At 67.0% G+C, this 19,835-nt stretch carries 16 protein-coding genes and 2 pseudogenes; 13 read left to right on the top strand and 5 right to left on the bottom strand.

The window, feature by feature from the left end; genetic code table 11:
- The coding region (locus tag SJH88_RS14440; protein WP_274754875.1) for a tyrosine-type recombinase/integrase at window positions 1-1,083 on the bottom strand (1,083 nt) is incomplete at its 3' end.
- Between the two features lie 311 nt (window positions 1,084-1,394).
- A complete protein-coding gene (locus SJH88_RS14435) occupies window positions 1,395-2,279 on the bottom strand; it encodes a LysR family transcriptional regulator (RefSeq protein WP_274754874.1) in 885 nt (294 codons plus the stop codon).
- A 179-nt stretch (window positions 2,280-2,458) separates the two neighbouring features.
- On the opposite strand from SJH88_RS14435, the gene SJH88_RS14430 reads away from it, so the two are divergent.
- From SJH88_RS14430 to SJH88_RS14420, 3 genes are all read left to right on the top strand, one after another.
- Window positions 2,459-2,971 (top strand): universal stress protein, encoded by a 513-nt coding sequence (locus SJH88_RS14430; protein WP_043383991.1) that lies wholly within the window; start codon window positions 2,459-2,461, stop codon window positions 2,969-2,971.
- A gap of 79 nt (window positions 2,972-3,050) precedes the next feature.
- On the top strand, window positions 3,051-4,022 hold the full coding sequence (locus tag SJH88_RS14425) for a TerC family protein (RefSeq protein ID WP_274754873.1): 972 nt from the start codon (window positions 3,051-3,053) through the stop codon (window positions 4,020-4,022).
- Window positions 4,019-4,573 (top strand): universal stress protein, encoded by a 555-nt coding sequence (locus tag SJH88_RS14420; protein ID WP_274754872.1) that lies wholly within the window; start codon window positions 4,019-4,021, stop codon window positions 4,571-4,573. Before SJH88_RS14425 ends, SJH88_RS14420 begins: the two co-directional genes overlap by 4 nt.
- Here SJH88_RS14420 and SJH88_RS14415 read toward each other — a convergent pair.
- Window positions 4,570-5,454 (bottom strand): LysR family transcriptional regulator, encoded by an 885-nt coding sequence (locus SJH88_RS14415; protein WP_225890578.1) that lies wholly within the window; start codon window positions 5,452-5,454, stop codon window positions 4,570-4,572. The two genes, SJH88_RS14420 and SJH88_RS14415, sit on opposite strands and share 4 nt — an antisense overlap.
- A 279-nt stretch (window positions 5,455-5,733) precedes the next feature.
- Here SJH88_RS14415 and SJH88_RS14410 point away from each other — a divergent pair.
- From SJH88_RS14410 to SJH88_RS14395, 4 genes and pseudogenes are all read left to right on the top strand, one after another.
- Window positions 5,734-6,368, top strand: a pseudogene (locus tag SJH88_RS14410) (LysE family translocator).
- Window positions 6,369-6,598: 230 nt separating this feature from the next.
- The gene (gene aptA, locus SJH88_RS14405) at window positions 6,599-7,957 is read left to right on the top strand and encodes an omega-aminotransferase AptA (protein WP_274754871.1); all 1,359 of its coding nucleotides are present in this window, start codon (window positions 6,599-6,601) and stop codon (window positions 7,955-7,957) included.
- Window positions 7,958-8,097: 140 nt separating this feature from the next.
- Complete coding sequence (locus SJH88_RS14400) at window positions 8,098-9,615, top strand: CoA-acylating methylmalonate-semialdehyde dehydrogenase (RefSeq protein ID WP_274754870.1); 1,518 nt, start codon at window positions 8,098-8,100, stop codon at window positions 9,613-9,615.
- Between the two features lie 164 nt (window positions 9,616-9,779).
- Window positions 9,780-10,568 (top strand): IclR family transcriptional regulator, encoded by a 789-nt coding sequence (locus SJH88_RS14395; RefSeq protein ID WP_274754869.1) that lies wholly within the window; start codon window positions 9,780-9,782, stop codon window positions 10,566-10,568.
- A 5-nt stretch (window positions 10,569-10,573) separates the two neighbouring features.
- Here SJH88_RS14395 and SJH88_RS14390 read toward each other — a convergent pair whose 3' ends face one another.
- Both SJH88_RS14390 and SJH88_RS14385 read right to left on the bottom strand, forming a co-directional pair.
- Complete coding sequence (locus tag SJH88_RS14390) at window positions 10,574-11,287, bottom strand: aspartate/glutamate racemase family protein (protein ID WP_274754868.1); 714 nt, start codon at window positions 11,285-11,287, stop codon at window positions 10,574-10,576.
- Between the two features lie 77 nt (window positions 11,288-11,364).
- A complete protein-coding gene (locus SJH88_RS14385) occupies window positions 11,365-12,621 on the bottom strand; it encodes a Zn-dependent hydrolase (protein WP_274754867.1) in 1,257 nt (418 codons plus the stop codon).
- Between the two features lie 167 nt (window positions 12,622-12,788).
- Between SJH88_RS14385 and SJH88_RS14380 the strand changes: the two genes are divergently transcribed.
- The 6 genes and pseudogenes from SJH88_RS14380 to SJH88_RS14355 all read left to right on the top strand — a co-directional run.
- Entirely contained in the window at window positions 12,789-14,465 is a 1,677-nt protein-coding gene (locus SJH88_RS14380) for an ABC transporter substrate-binding protein (RefSeq protein ID WP_274754866.1), read from the top strand.
- Window positions 14,466-14,564: 99 nt separating this feature from the next.
- A complete protein-coding gene (locus SJH88_RS14375) occupies window positions 14,565-15,515 on the top strand; it encodes an ABC transporter permease (protein WP_274754865.1) in 951 nt (316 codons plus the stop codon).
- Window positions 15,516-15,536: 21 nt separating this feature from the next.
- Entirely contained in the window at window positions 15,537-16,439 is a 903-nt protein-coding gene (locus SJH88_RS14370) for an ABC transporter permease (protein WP_274754864.1), read from the top strand.
- Window positions 16,440-16,443: 4 nt separating this feature from the next.
- On the top strand, window positions 16,444-17,478 hold the full coding sequence (locus SJH88_RS14365) for an ABC transporter ATP-binding protein (protein WP_274754863.1): 1,035 nt from the start codon (window positions 16,444-16,446) through the stop codon (window positions 17,476-17,478).
- A 15-nt stretch (window positions 17,479-17,493) separates the two neighbouring features.
- Complete coding sequence (locus SJH88_RS14360) at window positions 17,494-18,498, top strand: ABC transporter ATP-binding protein (RefSeq protein ID WP_274754862.1); 1,005 nt, start codon at window positions 17,494-17,496, stop codon at window positions 18,496-18,498.
- A gap of 158 nt (window positions 18,499-18,656) precedes the next feature.
- Window positions 18,657-19,835, top strand: a pseudogene (locus tag SJH88_RS14355) (amidase); the annotation flags it as partial.

Genomic DNA, 19,835 nt, shown 5'->3' with positions numbered 1-19,835 from the left:
GTAGTTCGTACACTCTCCGGCCCAATCCCTAAAGGTTGATCTAAAGCCATGCGGGACTGCATCAAGCGACATTCTTCTCATTACGGTAAGAAGTGCCATGTCTGAGAGAGATCCTCCCTTGGATGATGGAAAAACAAATTCACAGCCATCTATTCTTGGCATCTCTTTCAAAATTTTGATCGCCTGGTCACTTAAAGGCACTCGATGCTCGGCGCTGGCCTTCATTCGATCAGCGGGAACGGTCCAAACGCATTGTTTGAAGTCGATCTCAGACCACTTTGCACCACGCACTTCGCCACTACGGGCAGCTGTCAATATGGTGAACTCCAAAGCTTTAGCGGAGATCCCCTCTTTTTCTTTTAATTTCTTAAAGAAAGACGGCAGTTCATTGATAGGTAGTGCTTTATGGTGATTTTTCTTTTGAATCTTGTTGGGAGCTGGCAATAGCTTATCCAAACGTCCTTTCCATAAGGCGGGGTTTTCACCTTCCCGGTACTTCTTGACGGTGGCCCAATCCAAGACCGCTTCAATCCGCCCCCTCAAGCGGGAAGCGGTTTCATTTTTCTGTGCCCATATAGGCTCAAGGATGGATAGAACATGGCCTTGCGTGACATCCTTTACAGGCAGGTTTCCGATCTTCGGAAACGCATATGTGATCAACGTCGAAGACCATTGCGCTCGGTGCTTGTCGTTCTTCCAGGACTTGCCATGCGCCTCTATGTAAGCGAAGGCAGATTGCTCAAAAGTGATTTGCCTGGTTTTTTCCGCATGGAGCTTGGCTGCGATTTTCTGGCGCTCAGCGATCGGATCAATCCCTGCAAGGATGTCCGCTTTGGCCTTTCTGGCACTTTCTCTTGCCTGGGCAAGAGTAACGGAGGGGTAAGCACCGAGCCCCATGTGCCGCCTATTGTTGGCGATGACTGCTCGAAGCACCCAGGAACGAGTGCCTGTCTCAGTGACGTACAGGTAGAGGCCCGTAACACCACCAACAGCATGATTACCAGGCTCACGTAGCCTGTTGATCTCAAGTGCAGAAAGTTCTTTGGCAATTTTTGGCATGACAGATGTGATTGTTGAGTCCATGTGGGGGCGTCCATGCCTGCCCATCACAGCTCAATCTATCTACCATCCCTTCTACCATAAATTTTTTGATCGCTACAACTTAGAAAGAACTGATTTGAACCAGAATTTTCATAAAACCATTGAAAATCAAAAACTTAAGAAACAAATTTGATCTTCAAAGAACTAATCTGCACTGGATTTCAACGGACACAGCCTCCGCCAGATAGCCAATAAACCAGCGCCTTTACGGCGCTTTTTATTTGGGCCACTCAGTCCTCACCCGCTGCACTGCCCTGCCGGTCTCGCCAGGCACCGCACCGTGCCAGGCGTTCCTAGCGCTGGGCGGGCAGCAGTCTTTGCACCAACGGGTGCAGCACCTTCTTGTTGGCGCCGATCGCGAAGAAATACTCCTCGACGCCTTCGCAGGCGCCCACGCGCTTCACCCCGTAGCGCGACACCAGTTCGTCGTGCACCAGGCCGGCCATCGGAAAGACCCCCATGCCGGCGGCACCAAAGGTCTTGAGCAAGGCGCTGTCCTCGAATTCACCCACCACGTGCGGCTTGATCCCCAGGCGCTCGAACCACTGGTCCAGCCGGGCGCGCACGGCCGCGTGGGTGGTGGGCAGCAGCACGGGCACGCGCGCCAGAGAATCCGGAAAGCCCCGGCGCGCCGTCGCATACAGCGAGGCGGGCGCGTACCAGGCCAGGGCCGAGGCCCCCAGCGCGTGGCTGTACACCTTCAGGCTGGGATTGGGCGGCGCGGCACGGTCGGCCAGCACGATGTCCAGCCGGTGCAGCGCCAGATCGCCCAGCAAGTCCTCGAACTCGTCGACGAGGCACAGCAGCCGCAGGTGGGGCTCGCGCAGCACCGGCTGGATCAGGCTGCGGACCGCCAGCTTGGGCAGCTCATCGGAAATGCCGATCACCAGCCGCACCGAGGGCGAACCCACGGCGTCACGCACGACGTCGGGTAGCTGTTCCCCCAACTGGAAAATCTGCTCGGCCTGGCGCATGGCGGCGATGCCGGCCTCCGTCAGCGCCACGCCCCGCCCGGCGGGCTTGAACAAGGCATAGCCCAGCGAACGCTCCAGCTCGCGCACCTGGGTGCTCACGGTCTGCACGGCCATGCCCAGGCGGGCTGCGGCGCGGGCCATGCCCCCCTCCTTGGCGACCACCCAGAAGTAGTACAGATGCCGGTAACTGAAGCCTGTGCCCATGGTTCGGTTTTCCAGAACTGAGGTTTCCCAATTATCTGCTTTTACAAATCCGGTGCCCCGCTATCGTGGGGCTGCATTCTGTGCAAGACCGGTGACCTTGCCACGGCACAGCCCTTGGACCACCACCGGACCTGCACGCGATGTTCCTGACAGACCGCCCCATTTCAAGGAGACGTGCCATGTTGAAAGTCCTTGTCCCATCGGATGGTTCCGCCAGTTCGCAATGCGCGGTACGCCACGTCATCAGCGAATGCAGCAAGCACCGCGAACTCGACATCCATCTGCTCAACGTGCAGCCGCCCTTCTCGAAATTCATCAGCGACCACAGCAGCGATGAAGGCCGGATGGAGTTCCACCAGGAACAGGCCCGGCAGGCACTGGCGCCGGCGCGGCAGTTGCTGGACAGCGCCGGGATTGCCTACACCGTGCATTGCGAAGTGGGCGACAGGGTCGACTGCATTGTCGAGACCGCACGCCGGCTGCAGTGCGATGCCATCGTCATGGGTACAGCGCGCAAGAGTTCCCTGGTCAGGCTGGTCGAGAACTCGGTCACCAACCAGGTGCTGGAGCGCACCAGCGTGCCCGTGGAGGTGATCGCAGGCGAAGCGGCCTCGCGGCTGGAGCGCGTGGGCATTCCGGCCGGTGTCGGTACGGGGGCGGGCCTACTGGCCTTGTGGATGGCCGCGAACTGAGCCCATCCACCGCGGCGGCTGACACCCGCCGCGCCATGCCGGTGCTGCCAACGTCCAACCCCCTATCGGGAGCCTGCCCATGAGCAACATCGAATCCCTGGCCACCGGCCCGATGTGGGCCGGATTCATCGCCTTCGTGCTGGCCATGCTGCTGCTGGACCTGTTCGTGCTAGGTGGCAACAAGGCGCACCGCGTTTCCGCGCGGGAAGCGGCCTGCTGGACCGCCACCTGGATGGCCCTGGCCATTACCTTCGGCGCCCTGTGGTGGTGGTACCTGGATGGCACGGCTGGCCGCGAGATCGCCAACCGCAAGGCGCTGGAGTTCTTTACCGGCTACCTCATCGAGCAGGCCCTGTCGGTCGACAACATGTTTGTCTTCGTGATGATCTTCAACTACTTCGCTGTGCCGCCGGAGCTGCAGCGCCGCGTGCTGCTGTATGGCGTGCTCGGCGCCATCGCGATGCGTGCGGTCATGATCCTGGGCGGTATCTGGCTGGTGTCGCAGTTTGCCTGGGTGCTCTATGTCTTCGGCCTGCTGCTGGTGGTCACCGGGGTCAAGATGCTGGTCATGACCGACCAGCAACCGGACCTGGAAAAGAACCCCTTGCTGCGCTGGCTGCGCGGCCACATGCGCATCACGCCCGGTTTTCATGGGCAGGCCTTCTTCGTGCGCATCGACGGCCTGCGCTACGCAACGCCGATGTTCCTGGTGCTGATGATGATCGAAGCCAGCGACTTGGTGTTTGCCGTCGACAGCATCCCGGCCATCTTCGCCGTGACCACCGACCCCTTCATCGTGTTCACGTCCAACATCTTCGCCATCATGGGTCTGCGGGCGCTGTACTTCCTGCTGGCCGACATGGCCGAGCGCTTCCACCTGCTCAAGTACGGCCTGGCCCTGGTGCTGATCTATATCGGCGGCAAGATGCTGGCCATGCCCTGGTTCCACATGCCGGTGCAGTGGTCGCTGGTGATCGTCGGGTCCATCGTTCTGGCCTCGGTGCTGCTGAGCATGCACCTCTCCCACCGCAAAACCCGGAGTGCGCTATGACCCAGTCCACGTCCCACGATCACGACCGCATCCCCACTCCCGATCAGATCCAGCGTGATGGCCTGGGCCGGATCGTCGCCGTGGCATGGCTGGGCACGGCAGAAGGCCAGCAGGCCGGCAGTGCGCGCTGGCTGGTGGCGGTCGATGGCTCGGCCTGTGCCTTGCACGCCGTGCAGGCGGCGGCCCACCTGGTGGCCCTGGGTCAAGGCAGCGGCATTGATCTGGTGCACGTGCAGTCCTGGCTGAGCAAGGAAGCCGCAGAAACCGAACTGGCACGCGGCGGCTGGGCCACCACGGCCCCCACGCGCCGCCTGCTGGAGATGGCGTCCATCCCGTGGAACCTGCATGTCCTCATGGGCGAAGCTGCGGACGAGATCGTGGGCCTGGCACACAGGCTCGGCAGCCTGGGGATTGCGGTCGGATCGCACGGGCTGACGGCGGCCGAATCGGTGCTGCTGGGCTCCGTGGCCGACCAGGTCTTGCGCCGCGCCACACTGCCGGTGCTGATCGTGAACGGTGCCCCGGCCATGCCGGCAACACCCGGCGCCTAGCCCGCGTGCGCCTGCACCAGGCAATCGATGAAGACCTGCGCCGCACGGCTGGGGGCCGGCGACAGGCGCCACATGGCGACGAACTGGCAGTCGTAGTGAAAGCGCTCGGGCGCAATCGCCTGCAACCGGCCGGTGGTCTGCAGCAGACGCCCGTAGTGGTCGGGCAGGAAGCCCAGGTAGCAGCCGGTCTGCACCAGGGTGGCAATCGCCTCCTGGTCAAAGCCGGTGGCCCTGCGGCGCAGGCCCACGCGGTGGGCCAGCTCCATGTTGGGCGAGTGGTAGCCCAGCCCCGCGAACGCATGTGCCTGCAGGTGCGGCCAGTCCAGCTGGCTGTGGTCAGCGCCGTACAGGGGGTGGCCGGGGCCGCAGTACAGCAGCATGTGCTCGGCAAACAGGTCGCGGTACACCAGACTGCCCGAGCTGCGGTGCGCGGGGATCACGCCCACCTGGAAGCGCCCGTCCATCAGGCCCCGCTCGATCTCGTGCATGTGGGTCACATGCAGCTGGATCTCCACGTCCGGCGCCTGCTGGTGGAAGGCCTGGAGGGCCCGATCGATGTGCGCCTGCGGGTTGGTCACGGTCTTGTCGAACACAGCGATTTCCAGGCTGCCACCCATGCGGTCATGGATGGCATGGATGCGGCTGCGAAACAGGCCCACCCCGCCCAGCAGCTGCAAGGTGGCCTCGTAGACCTGCGCGCCCTCGGGCGTGAGGGCGAAGCCGGCGCGCCCACGACGGCACAGCACCAGGCCCAGGCGCTCCTCCAGGTCCTTCATGTGGCGACTGAGTGTGGAGGCGCTGATGTTCAGTTCCAGCTCGGCGGCCGACATGCCGCCGCACTCCACCACACTCTTGAAGATGCGCAACAGGCGCAGGTCCATGTCGCTGAGCTGGCCCAACACCGCCCGCGAGCGGCCCAGGGGCGCCGGCGTGCCCCCGTCCGCCAAAGCGCTGGGTGGGCGGAGGTCCGATGCAGAAATGGGAGCAGGCCGTGGCGTCATGGCTGGGATTAGAGCAATTTTTGCACCAGCTGCCTAGCGGTGGGCCGCAGGTCGCCATGGCGGCACCCCAGCGGACAACGGCTGGTTGCACGGCGGCTTGCCAGGCGGCCCGGCCCCCTGGTGTCATCGAACACCCTGTCTTGCGCGCTGCGGCCCACCATGATGCCCGTCCACGATCTGCTGGTGTTCGCCGGCGCCTCCCTGCTGCTGGTCCTGACCCCGGGGCCCAACATGCTGTACCTGATCTCGCGCTCCCTCTGCAGGGGCGCGCCGCCGGCGTCATTTCGCTGGCCGGCGTGGTGCTGGGGTTTGGCGTGCACATGCTGGCGGCCAGCCTGGGCATCACCGCGCTGTTCATGGCCGTGCCGCTGGCGTTTGAAGTGCTGAAATGGGCCGGGGCTGCCTACCTGCTGTGGATGGCCTGGCAAGCCGTCCGGCCCGGTGGGGCCTCGCCTTTCGACCCAACCCTGCCCCTGCCGGCCGCATCGCCGCGCAGGCTGTTTGCCATGGGCCCGTTCACCAGCATCCTCAACCCCAAGGTGGCGATGTTCTACCTGTCCATCTTTCCGCAGTTCGTCAGCGCCGCGCACGGCTCGGTGTTCTGGCAAAGCATGACGCTGGGCATGGTCCAGATCACCACCAGCTTCAGCGTCAACCTGCTGATCACGCTGTTCGCCGCGCACATCGCCCGCTGGTTCCAGGGCAACCCGCAGTGGCTGCGGGCCCAGAAATGGGTCATGGGCACGGTGCTGGCCGGTCTGGCCGTGCGCCTGGCGCTGGAGCAGCGCCGCTAGGCGCGGCGACGGCCTCATCCCGCCGCGCTGGGCCTGCACCGTCGGTGTCGGGGGCTGCCGCCCCGTGCACCCGATGTTGAGGTGGGTTGCAGCAGGGCACGGCCATCACAGCACACATGCACCCATTACTTGCAAGATTGCGCAAGTAAACATGGATGTACGACTATTCAAGAAAACGTCGCCACCTCCAACAATGGCCTCCAGCACAGCGTTTGCCCGAGGAAATTGCCATGGACTTCACCGACACCGCCCCATCTGCCACGACCGCCACCCGCCAGGACGCCGCTTGGCTGGAAGCGCACTGGATGCCCTTCACCGGCAACCGCAACTTCAAGGCCCAGCCGCGCATGATCGTCGGCGCCCAGGGCGCCTACCTGCACGACAGCGCCGGCCGCAAGATTTTTGATGGCCTGTCGGGCCTGTGGTGTACGGGCCTGGGCCATGGCCGCCAGGAGATCGCCCAGGCCGTGGGCCAGGCCGCCCTGCAGCTGGACTATGCGCCCGCCTTCCAGTTTGGCCACCCGGCCTCGTTCGCCCTGGCCAACAAGCTGGTGGAGCTGACGCCGGCCGGCCTGGACCACGTGTTCTTCACCGGCTCGGGCTCCGAGGCCGCCGACACCTCGCTGAAGATGGCCCGCGCCTACTGGCGCACCAAGGGCCAGGCCGGTAAGACCCGCCTGATCGGCCGCGAAAAGGGCTACCACGGCGTGAACTACGGCGGCATCTCGGTCGGCGGCCTGGCCGGCAACCGCAAGCTGTTCGGTCAGGGGATTGAAGCCGACCACCTGCCCCACACCCAGCCTCCGGCCGGCTCGTTCTGCCGGGGCATGCCCGACCTCGACGGCCGCGCGCTGGCCGATCGCCTGCTGGACGTGATCGCCCTGCACGACGCCAGCACCATCGCCGCCGTGATCGTCGAGCCGTTTTCCGGCTCGGCCGGCGTGGTGATTCCACCGGCCGGCTATCTGCAGCGCCTGCGCGAGATCTGCACCCAGCACCACATCCTGCTGATTTTTGACGAGGTCATCACCGGCTTTGGCCGCTGCGGCGGCTGGACGGGCTCGGAGGTCTTTGGCGTCACGCCCGACATCCTGAACTTCGCCAAGCAGGTCACCAACGGCGCCCAGCCCCTGGGCGGCTGCGTGGTGCGCAAGGAGATCTACGACACCTTCATGGCCGCTGGTGGCCCCGAGTACATGCTGGAGTTTGCCCACGGCTACACCTACTCGGCCCACCCCGTGGCCTGCGCCGCCGGCCTGGCCGCGCTGGACCTGCTGGAGCGCGAGGACGCGCCGGGCCGCGTGCGCGCCCTGGCCCCGCATTTCGAGCAGGCCGTGCACAGCCTGCGCGGCTGCCAGCACGTGGCCGACATCCGCAACTTCGGTCTGGCCGCCGGCTTCAGCATCGCCCCACTGCCGGGTGAGCCCGCCAAGCGCCCCTACGAGATCGCCATGGCGATGTGGGACAAGGGCTTTTACGTGCGCTACGGCGCCGACACCATCCAGCTGGCACCACCCTTCATCAGCACGCCCGCGGAAATCGACAGCCTGGTCAACGCCCTGGGCGAGACGCTGAACACCACCGCGTAAACCCGCAGGCTGGGCCCAGCGCCACTGTCCCGCAGGCGCTGGCCCGCAGCCGGCGCGCTGCGGATACTGGCCCACTCCCCTGAAACCATAGCTGCTGACGCACCATCATCTGCGCTGCAGCCTTTTTGGAGCACCACCCCATGCACAAGGATTCCTCCATCACCTCGACCATCGGCCACCTGATCGACGGCCAGATCGTGGCCGACACCGAGCGCACACAGCCGGTGTTCAACCCCGCCACGGGCCAATCGACCACCAGCGTGGCCCTGGCCAGCCAGGCCACCGTCGAGGCCGCCATCGCCTCGGCCGAGGCGGCCTTCCCCGCCTGGCGTGCCACGCCGCCCCTCAAGCGCGCGCGCGTGATGTCCAGGTTCAAGCAGCTGCTCGAAGAGCACGCCGACAAGATCGCCGCGATGATCACCGCCGAGCACGGCAAGGTGCTGGCCGATGCCCACGGCGAGCTGCAGCGCGGCATCGAAAACGTGGAATACGCCAGCTACGCGCCCGAGCTGCTCAAGGGCGAGCACAGCCGCAACGTGGGCCCCGGCATCGACAGCTGGAGCGAATTCCAGGCGCTGGGGGTCACCGCCGGCATCACGCCCTTCAACTTCCCCGCCATGGTGCCGCTGTGGATGTGGCCCATGGCCGTGGCCTGCGGCAACACCTTCGTGCTCAAGCCCTCGGAGCGCGACCCCTCGTCCACCCTGTTCATCGCCCAGCTCGCGCTGGAAGCCGGCCTACCGCCCGGCGTGCTCAACGTGGTCAACGGCGACAAGACCGCCGTGGACACGCTGCTGCGCGACGCACGCGTCAAGGCCGTGAGCTTTGTCGGCTCCACGCCGATTGCGGAATACATCTACGCCGAAGGCTGCAAGCACGGCAAGCGCGTGCAGGCCCTGGGCGGCGCCAAGAACCACGCCGTGCTGATGCCCGACGCCGATGTGGACAACGCCGTCAGCGCGCTGATGGGCGCGGCGTACGGCTCGTGCGGCGAGCGCTGCATGGCCATCCCGCTGCTGGTGGCCGTGGGCGATGCCGTGGGTGACGCGGTGATCGCCGGCCTGAAGACCGAGATCGCCAAGATGAAGGTCGGCCCCGGCACCGACAACGGCAACGACATGGGCCCGCTGGTGACCCAGCCGCACTTCGAGAAGGTCAAGGCCTATGTGGACAGCGGCGTGGCAGAAGGCGCCACGCTGGTGGTCGATGGCCGCGGCGTGAAGGTGCAAGGCCACGAGGAAGGCTACTTCCTGGGCGCCTGCCTGTTCGACCACGTCAAGCCCGGCATGAAGATCTACCAGGAAGAAATCTTCGGCCCCGTGCTGGGCGTGGTGCGCGTCAAGACCCTGCAAGAAGCCATGCAGCTGATCAACGACCACGAATACGGCAACGGCACCTGTATCTTCACCCGCGACGGCGAGGCCGCCCGCTACTTCACCGACCACATCCAGGTCGGCATGGTGGGCGTGAACGTGCCGCTGCCCGTGCCCGTGGCCTACCACTCGTTCGGCGGCTGGAAGCGCAGCCTGTTCGGCGACCTGCACGCCTACGGCCCCGATGCGGTGCGCTTTTACACCAAGCGCAAGACCATCACCCAGCGCTGGCCCAGCGCCGGCGTGCGCGAAGGCGCGGTGTTCAGCTTCCCCAGCAGCCGCTGACAAAACAGGAGCGGTTGGCGCGGGTGCAACAAGGACCTCAGGCATCAATCAGCTTGAAATTCTTGCAAAACCGGCGCTGGCCGCTCCTTTTTTAAATAGCACGGGCACGGCCGATCTGGTTTGTTTCTTGCTGGTGCCTGGGTCACTCCACCCTGCGTGCGCCCATGTTGCCACCCGAACCCACTGCCACACCGGATGCCTTGTTCAACCAGTCGCTGGCCAAGGGCCTGCAGGTGCTGTGCGCCTTCCAGGCCGGCCACCGCAGCCTCACCCTGGGGGACATCGCCGCGCGCACCGGCATGACCAAGGCCTCGGCCCAGCGCTCGGTCCACACCCTGCAGCGGCTGGGCTACATCGGCAAGCACCCCAGCACCCAGCGCTTTGGCCTGCTGCCGCGCGTGGTGGAGCTGGGCTTCAACTACCTCGAAGCCCACCCGCTGATTGCCGCGGCCCACAGCTACCTGGCCCAGCTGGCGCGTGACAGCGGCGAGACCGCCACGCTGACCGAGCCCAACGGCGACCACATGGTGTACCTGGCCCAGGTGCTGACCACCCAGCACATCCCCGTACTGACCCCCGTGGGCACCCAGGTGCCGATGTACGCCAGCAGCTGCGGCCGCGCCTACCTGAGCCAATGGCCCGACGCGCAGGCGCAACCCTGGCTGGAGCGCATGCCCCGCCCCGCGCGCACCCGCGCCACCCTGACCCAGGTCCCCGACATCCTTGAGCGGCTGCAGCGCTGCCGCGACACGGGCTATGCCACCAACTGCGAAGAGCTGTTCCTGGGTGACATGGGCATCGCCGCCCCGGTGCTGAACCTGCGCGGCCAGGTGGTGGGCGCCGTCCACGTTGCCCCGCCCACAAGCCGCTGGCGCATGGACGACGCCCAGGCCCGGTTGGCCCCGCTGGTGGTGGAGTGCGCACGCGCCATTTCGCGGCTGGCGCCGCTGTAGGCGGATCAGGCCACGGCCGCGCGCCGGTTCGCTGTGGCCAGCATGTGCAGCAGGGATTGCTGGGCGGCCTCCACACAGTCCCACACCGGCAGGCCGGTGATGGCGCGCACGCGCTCGCCCATGCCCGCCAGGCCGGCACCGCCCAGCAGCACGGCCTGCGCATCCGTGCCCTGCAGGCTCTCGGCGCTGGCCTGGGCCAGTGCCTGGGCCGTGCGGTCCGGCGACTGCATCATCTGCAGGCCGGTGGCCGTCAGGGTGCGCACCTGCACGATCTGCAGCGCGGCGCCGGGGCCGTCATGGCCGGCCGCGCGGCTCCAGCGCTCCAGCATGGGCTGCCATTTCTCGCCACCGGTGACGATGGCCACGCGCTGCCAGCCCTGGCGCGCCATGGCCTGCACCGCAGCCTGCGCCAGCCCCAGCACCGGGATGCCCGCCACCTCGCTCAAGGCCGGCAGGCCCGGGTCCCCGAAACAGCCCACCAGCACGGCGTGGTAGCCGCCTGGCGGCGCCAGCGGCTGGGCACGCGCCCAGGCATCCAGCACCGCGTGGCCGGCCACGCAATAGCTGTATTCGTCGGCGATGTACGCCGCCCCGAACAGGGCCGTGGCGCCGTGCAGCTGCACCTCGGGCAAGCCCGGCGACAGCTGGGACAGCAGGCGCTCGGTCACGCTGCGCGAGGTGTTCGGGTTGATGATGAGGACGTGGTGGGTGGCCGGCATGTCAACTCCTGGGGATGCACCTGCCAGGCAGGTGCCGGCTGGGCATGCAAGCCCGGTCCCAGGGGGGCAGCGCGGCTTCACGCCACGCCGGCCCGCGCCAGCATGGCGTGCAGCAGCACGTTGCAGCCGGCGGCCAGGTGTGCGGGCTGGGCGTCCTCGATCTCGTTGTGGCTGATGCCGTCCTTGCAGGGCACGAAGATCATGGCCGTCGGCGCCACCTGGTTGACATACACGGCGTCGTGCCCGGCCCCGCTGACCACCTCCATGTGGGCATAGCCCAGCTGCGTGGCGGCCTGGCGCACGCTGGCCACGCAATCGAGGTCGAACACGCAGGGCTCGAACTTCACCACCTGCGCCATCTCCACCGTGCACTGGCACTGTGCGGCCAGCGCCGCAAACTGCTGGCGCATGGCGGCATCCATGCGGTCCAGCCCGGCTTGCGACAGGTTGCGGAAATCCACGGTGAACTTGACCTGCCCCGGGATCACGTTGCGCGAATTGGGCAGCACCTGCACATGGCCCACGGTGCCACGGCCGTGCGGGGCCTCGTCCAGGGCGATGCGGTTCACGGCCTCCACCATGCGCGCGGCCGCCAGCAGGGCGTCGTGGCGCAGTTCCATGGGCGTGGGGCCGGCATGCGCATCCATGCCGGTCACGGTCACGTCGTACCACTGCTGGCCCAGGGCGCCGCTGACGATGCCGATGGGCTTGTCATAGGCTTCCAGCACCGGGCCTTGCTCGATGTGGGCCTCGAAGTAGGCGGCAAAGGCACCGCCGGGCACCGCGCCGCAGGCCACATCACCCAGGTAGCCAATGCGCTGCAAGGCCTCGCCCACGCTGATGCCTGCGCCATCTTGTTGCAAGTGCATGTCTTTTGCACCAAAAACGCCTGCAAATGCACCAGAGCCCATCATCACCGGGGTGAAGCGCGTGCCCTCCTCGTTGGTCCAGAACGCCACCTCGATCGGTGCGCGGGTCTGGATGCCGTGGGCGTTCAAGGTGCGCACCACCTCCAGGCCGGCCATCACGCCATAGTTGCCATCGAACTTGCCGCCCGTGGGCTGGGTGTCGATGTGGCTGCCCGTGGCCACGGCGCGGGCCTGCGGGTCAGTGCCCGCGCGGCGGCCAAAGACATTACCGACCTCGTCCACGCGCACACTCAGCCCGGCCTGCTGGAACCACTGCACCACCAGGTCGCGGCCCTGCTGGTCTTCGGGTGTCAGGGCGATGCGGCAGACACCGCCCTTGGGGGTGGCGCCGATGGCGGCCAGGTCCATCAGGGACTGCCACAGGCGTTGGTCATCGATGCGCAGCTGCGCGGCGGAGGGGTTCATGGGCAGGCTCCCGGCAAGAGACAAAGAAATGAGAGCCGCCTAAATCGCACAAAACATGCCAATTCACATCGAACACGCAGCAATGCGTATCGATAAACGATATTCACGATATGGCACGGCGCTTGCATTGCGAGGCTTACCCCAACCCTCTGATGGAAAGGTCTCCCATGCGCAAGTCTTCTGCTTTCTCTGTTTCCCGCCCGGCACTCCACGGGCTGACGCTGGCTGTGGCCATGACCCTGGCCGGTGGCGCCAGCAGCGCCATGGCGCAGGACAAGGTGTTGCGCATCGCCATGACCGCTGGCGACATCCCCCGCACCTCGGGCCAGCCGGACCAGGGCTTTGAAGGCAACCGCTTCACCGGCATTCCGCTGTACGACGCACTGACCCACTGGGACCTGAGCAAGGCCGACAAGCCCAGCGAACTGATCCCCGGCCTGGCCCTGTCCTGGGCGGTGAACGACAAGGACAAGACCAAGTGGGTGTTCAAGCTGCGCCCCGGCGTGAAGTTCCACGACGGCAGCGCCTTCAACGCCGACGCCGTGGTCTGGAACGTGGGCAAGGTGCTGGACAAGGAGGCCGAACAGTACGACCCCGCCCAGGTGGGGGTGACCGCCTCGCGCATGCCCACGCTGCGCACGGCCAAGAAGATCGACGACCTGACGGTGGAGCTGACCACCTCCGAGCCCGATGCCTTCCTGCCCATCAACCTGACCAACCTGTTCATGGCCTCGCCCGCCCACTGGGCCAAGAAGCTGGCGGCCGTGCCCGCCACGGTGAGCGGCAAGGCCGAACGCAGCAAGGCCGCGTGGACTGCGTTTGCCGCCGACCCGGCCGGCTCCGGCCCGTTCAAGGCCGCACGCTTTGTGGCGCGCGAGCGCTTTGAAATGGTGAAGAACAGCGCCTATTGGGACCCCAAGCGCACCCCCACCATCGACCGCGTGGTGCTGTTGCCCCTGCCCGAGGCCAACTCGCGCACCGCCGCGCTGATGAGCGGCCAGGTGGACTGGATCGAAGCCCCCGCGCCCGACGCGCTGGACGCCCTCAAGGGCCGCGGTTTCAAGGTCTACTCCAACCTGCAGCCCCACATCTGGCCCTGGCAGTTCTCCTTCGTCGAAGGTTCGCCCTGGCTGGACAAGCGCGTGCGCCACGCCGCCAACCTGTGCGTGGACCGCGCCAGCATGAAGCAGCTGCTGGGCGGCATGATGGAGCCGGCCACCGGCATCTTCGAACCCGGCCACCCCTGGCGCGGCAACCCCAGCTTCCAGATCAAGTACGACGTGGCCGCCGGCAAGGCCCTGATGGAGCAGGCCGGGCACACGGCCGCCAAGCCGCTGAAGGTCAAGATCCAGACCTCGGCCTCCGGCTCGGGCCAGATGCAGCCGCTGCCGATGAACGAGTTCATCCAGGAAACCCTCAAGCAATGCCACTTCGATGTGCAGTTCGACGTGGTCGAGTGGAACACCCTGTTCTCGGGCTGGCGCCTGGGCGCCAAGGACCCCGGCGCCAACAAGGCCAGCGCCACCAACGTGACGGCCGCCACCATGGACCCGTTCTTTGCCATGGTGCGCTTCGTCAGCACCAAGTCTTTCCCGCCGCTGTCCAACAACTGGGGCTTCTACAGCAACCCCAAGGTGGATGCCGTGGTGGACAAGGCGCGCACCACCTTCGACGCCAAGGAACGTGACAAGGCCCTGGCCGAGCTGCACACCCTGGTCGTGGACGAGTCGCCCTTCCTGTTCGTGGCGCACGACGTGGGCCCGCGCGCCATGTCGGCCAAGGTGGGCAATGTGGTCCAGCCGCAAAGCTGGTTCATCGACATCGCCACCATGACCCTGAAGTAAGCCGCCGCCGGGCCGGGCCCCAGGTCCGGCCCGGTCCGCCCCGCGTTGCGCCCTGCGCACGGACGTGGACCTTCCTGAACCCCCACGACGCCACACCCCATGCTGAACTACCTGTTGCGACGCGTTCTCTACACCCTGCCCATCATGCTGGGCGTGGCCCTGCTGTGCTTTGCCCTGGTCCACATCGCGCCGGGCGATCCCCTGGTGTCCATCCTGCCGGCCGACGCCTCGGCCGAGCTGCAGGCGCAGATGCGCGAGCTGTATGGCTTCAACCAGCCCCTGCCCGAGCAGTTCCTGCGCTGGGTCTGGCGCGCCCTGCAGGGCGACCTGGGCCAGTCCATCGCCACCAGCCGCCCCGTCGCCACCGAGGTGATGACCGCCGTGGTCAACACCCTGCGCCTGGCCGTGGTGGCCACGCTGATCGGCTTCGTGCTGGGCTGCCTGTTCGGCTTTGTGGCGGGCTACTTCCGCAACTCCGTGATGGACCGCCTGTGCTCCGTGCTGTCGGTGCTGGGCGTCAGCGTGCCCCACTACTGGCTGGGCATGGTGATGGTCATCCTCTTCTCGTCCCAACTGATGTGGCTGCCCGCCACGGGCGCCGGGCCTGGTGGCTCGGGCGACTGGGTCTGGGACTGGGAGCACGTGCAGTTCATGATCCTGCCGGCCATCACCATGTCGGTCATCCCCATGGGCATCATCGCGCGCACCGTGCGTGCCCTGGTGGCCGAGCTGCTGGACCAGGAGTTCATCGTCGGCCTCAAGGCCAAGGGCCTGACCCACCTGGGCATCTTCCGCCACGTGCTCAAGAACGCCGCGCCCACGGCCCTGGCCGTGATGGGCCTGCAACTGGGCTACCTGCTGGGCGGCTCCATCCTGATCGAGACCGTGTTCTCCTGGCCCGGCACTGGCTTCCTGCTGAACCAGGCCATCTTCCAGCGCGACCTGCCCCTGCTGCAGGGCTCCATCCTCGTGCTGGCGGTGTTCTTCGTGCTGCTCAACCTGCTGGTCGACGTGGTGCAGACCCTGCTTGACCCCCGCATTGCGCGCTGACCCTTGAAGGAACCCCTCCCCATGTCCAGCCTGTCCCTCTCCCCCGATGCAGCCGCCGCGGTCCAGCCGCTGCCGGAGCAACGTTCGCGCGGCTACTGGGCCTCGGTGCTGCAGCGCTTGGCGCGCGACCCCGTGGCCATGGGCGCCGCCGCCGTGGTGGCCCTGCTGATCCTGATGGCCCTGCTGGCCCCCTGGCTGGCCCCGGCCGACCCCTATGCCACATCCATCATCAAGCGCCTCAAACCCATCGGCACGGAAGGCCTGCCCCTGGGCAGCGACGAGCTGGGGCGCGACCTGCTGTCGCGCCTGATGGTGGGTGCGCGGCTGTCGCTGTTCATGGGCATCACGCCCGTGCTGATGGCTTTTGTGATTGGCACCGGCATCGGCATCCTGGCGGGCTATGCCGGCGGGCGCACCAACACCGTGATCATGCGCACCATCGACGTGTTCTACGCCTTCCCCTCGGTGCTGCTGGCCATCGCCCTGTCGGGCGCCCTGGGCGCGGGCATCGTCAACTCCCTGGTGTCGCTGACCATCGTCTTCATCCCGCAGATCGCCCGCGTGGCCGAAAGCGTGACCGCCCAGGCGCGCAACCGCGACTATGTGGAAGCCGCGCGTGCCACCGGCGCCAGCGCCTTCACCATCGTGCGCGTGCACGTGCTGGGCAATGTGCTGGGGCCCATCTTTGTCTACGCCACCAGCCTGATCGCGGTGTCCATGATCCTGGCCTCGGGCCTGTCCTTCCTGGGCCTGGGCGTCAAGCCCCCCGAGCCCGAATGGGGCCTGATGCTCAACACCCTGCGCACCGCCATCTACACCCAGCCCTGGGTGGCCGCCCTGCCCGGCGTGATGATCTTCATCACCTCGATCTCGTTCAACCTGCTGTCGGACGGCCTGCGTTCGGCCATGGACAACAAGGGGTAAACCCATGCGCTTGCACACCACCCTTCCCGACGTGGGCGGCCCCGCCCAACCGCTGCTCACCATCCGCGGGCTGACCAAGCACTTTCCGCTGAAGAACGGCGCCACCGTGCGCGCCGTCGATGGCGTGGACTTTGAGGTGCTCAAGGGCGAAACCCTGGGCGTGGTCGGCGAATCGGGCTGCGGCAAATCCACCACGGCCCGCCTGCTGATGCACCTGATGGACCCGACAGCGGGCGAGCTGATCTTCGACGGCCGCACCGTAGGCTCGCGCGACCTGCCACTCAAGGAATTCCGCCGCCAGGTGCAGATGGTGTTCCAGGACAGCTATGCCTCGCTGAACCCGCGCCTGACGATCGAGGACTCCATCGCCTTCGGTCCCCAGGTGCATGGCGTGTCCAAAAAGGAAGCCATCGCCCGCACCCACCACCTGATGGACCGCGTGGGCCTGGCCCCCAACCGCTTCGCCGAACGCTACCCGCACGAGCTGTCCGGCGGCCAGCGCCAGCGCATCAACATCGCCCGCGCCCTGGCCCTGCAGCCGCGCATGGTGATCCTGGACGAGGCCGTCTCCGCCCTGGACAAGTCGGTCGAGGCCCAGGTGCTGAACCTGCTGTCCGACCTCAAGCGCGAGTTCGGCCTGACCTATGTCTTCATCAGCCACGACCTGGGCGTGGTGCACTACATCAGCGACCGGGTGATGGTCATGTACCTGGGCCAGGTGGCCGAGATCGGGCCTTCGAACAGCCTGTTTGCCCAGCCCGCCCACCCCTACACCAAGGCGCTGCTGTCGTCCGTGCCATCCATGGACCCCGCCCACCGCACCCAGCGTGCGCCACTGGCGGGCGACCCGCCCAACCCCATCAACCCGCCCACGGGCTGCCGCTTCCACCCGCGCTGCCCGCAGGCTGCCGCAGTGTGCGCCGAGCGCGTGCCCACGATCTCGGACGTGCAACTGCACCACCACGCACGCTGCCTGGTGCACGAATTCAGCAGCGGCCACCCCCTGGCCACGGCCGATCAGCCCGCCCTGGCGGCTTGAACCCCGGAGACGACCATGACCCCCTTGGTACAGATCGAAGACCTGAACATCCAGTTCACCGGTGGCAAGAAACCGGTGCAGGCCGTCAGCGGCGTCAGCCTGTCCGTGCGCCCGGGCGAAGCCGTGGCCCTGATCGGCGAATCGGGTTCGGGCAAAAGCGTCACCCTGCGCACCCTGCTGCGCCTGCACCCCGAGCGCAAGACGTCCATGCAAGGCAAGGTGCAGGTCGCCGGCCATGACGTGCTGGCCCTGCGCGAGCGCGAGTTGCCCGGCTTTCGCGGCAAGACCTGCGCCATGATCTTCCAGGACCCGCTGCTGGCCCTGGACCCCGTCTACCCCGTGGGCGCGCAGATCGTCGAGGCCATCCGCCGCCACGAGCCCCAGACCAGCAAGGCCCAGGCCGAAGCCCGCGCGCTGCAGCTGTTCGAGCGCGTCAGCATCCCCAGCCCGGCGCAGCGCCTCAAGGCCTATCCGCACGAAATGTCGGGCGGCATGCGCCAGCGCGCCATGATCGCCCTGGCCCTGGCCTGCAACCCGCAGGTGCTGCTGGCCGACGAGCCCACCACCGCGCTCGACGCCACGGTGCAAATCCAGATCCTGCTGCTGCTGCGCGAGCTGCAGCGCGACCTGGGCCTGGGCATCATCTTCGTCACGCACGACATCGGCGCCGCCGTGGAGGTGGCCGACCGCATCGCCGTGATGTACGCCGGGCGCATCGTCGAGGAAGGCACGGCCGAGCAGCTGATCCGCCACCCGCGCCACCCCTACACCATGGCCCTGCTGCAAAGCCGCTCGCACGGCGCCATGGAACGCGGCCAGCCGCTGCAGACCATCCCCGGTGCGCCACCCGACCTGACCGCCATCCCCCCCGGCTGCGCCTTTGCCCCACGCTGCCGCTGGGCCACCGACGCCTGCCTGCAGGACGTGCCCGCCGCGCGGGAAATCGCCCCCGGCCACCTGGCGCGCTGCGTGCGCACCGACGAAGCCGCGCGGCCCGCTGCGCAACCGCTGGCGGCCTGAACGCCTGCGTGGCGCCCCTGCATAAAAAAAGAGCAGCTAGCGCTCATCCAACGGCACTTTCCAAGCCTTTTCGCCTGGAAATGCCGAATGGGCGCGCGCCATGCGCTCCTGTTTTCACGCGCTCGTTGTCTGTATCCCTGTCCTCTGGAAAGCCTGCCATGCCCTTGAACGATCCCGCCCACGCCTTCGTGCCCTATCCCGACGTGCCCGTGCCCCACGCCAGCACCGGCCCGCTCAGCGGCCTGTACTTCGGCGTCAAGGACTTGTTCGACGTGGCCGGCTACCCCACGGGCGGCGGCAACCCGCTGGTGCTGGCCCTGTCGGGCACCAAGACCCAGACCGCGCCCACCGTGCAAAAGCTGCTGGATGCCGGCGCCGCCTTCGCCGGCAAGACCGTCACCGACGAGCTGGCCTTTTCCATGAACGGCAACAACGCCCACTTCGGCGCGCCGCTCAACGGCGCAGCGCCGGAGCGCATCACCGGCGGCTCGTCCTCGGGTTCGGCCTCGGCCGTGTCCAGCCGACTGTGCGACTTTGCCTGGGCACCGACACCGGTGGCTCGGTGCGTGCCCCGGCCAGCCACTGCGGCCTGTACGGCATCCGCCCCACGCACGGCCGCGTCAGCCTGCAATCGGCCCTGGCGCTGTGCCACAGCTACGACACCTGCGGCTGGTTCGCCCGCGACGCCACCACCTTCGCCCGCGTCGGCGACGTGCTGCTGGGTGCCGACCCCGCACCGCTGCCCGCCCGCCCGCGCCTGCTGACCCCAAGCGACGTCTGGGGCCTGATCGCCGCCGACGTACGGCCCGCCTGGGACAGCGCGCGGGCCCAGGTCCAGGCCGTGTACGGCGAAGCCGCGCCCACCACCGTGGCGCTGGACAGCTTCGAGGCCATGTACTGGAGCTTTCGCTACCTCCAGGGCCGCGAAGCCTGGATGACCGACGGCGCCTTCATCGAACGCTACGCCCCCGTGCTGGGCCCCGGCGTGAAGGAACGCTTTGCCTGGTCCCGGGACGTCACCGACGCCCAGGTCGAACAGGCCCAGGCCTTCCGCACCCGCTTCACCACCCACCTGCGCCAGTTGCTGGGCCAGGACGGCGTGCTGGTCATGCCCTCCATGCCCGACATCGCCCCGCTGCGCAGCACCGACGAGGCCGCGCTGGAGCACTACCGCAACCAGGCCGTGCAGATGCTGTGCATCGCCGGGCTGTCGGGCTTTCCGCAGATCTCGCTGCCCCTGGCCGGGCGCCAGGGGGCGCCGCTGGGCCTGTCGCTGCTGGGCCCCGCCGGCAGCGACCGCAGCCTGATCGCCATGGCGCAGCAGCTGGCCGCCACGG

It is taken from the genome of Comamonas sp. GCA5 (genome assembly GCF_036541385.1).
Taxonomy (GTDB): Bacteria; Pseudomonadota; Gammaproteobacteria; order Burkholderiales; family Burkholderiaceae_C; genus Comamonas; species Comamonas aquatica.
The sequence above is the reverse complement of the archived record's forward strand: the minus strand, read 5'-3'. Positions and strand labels throughout refer to the sequence as shown.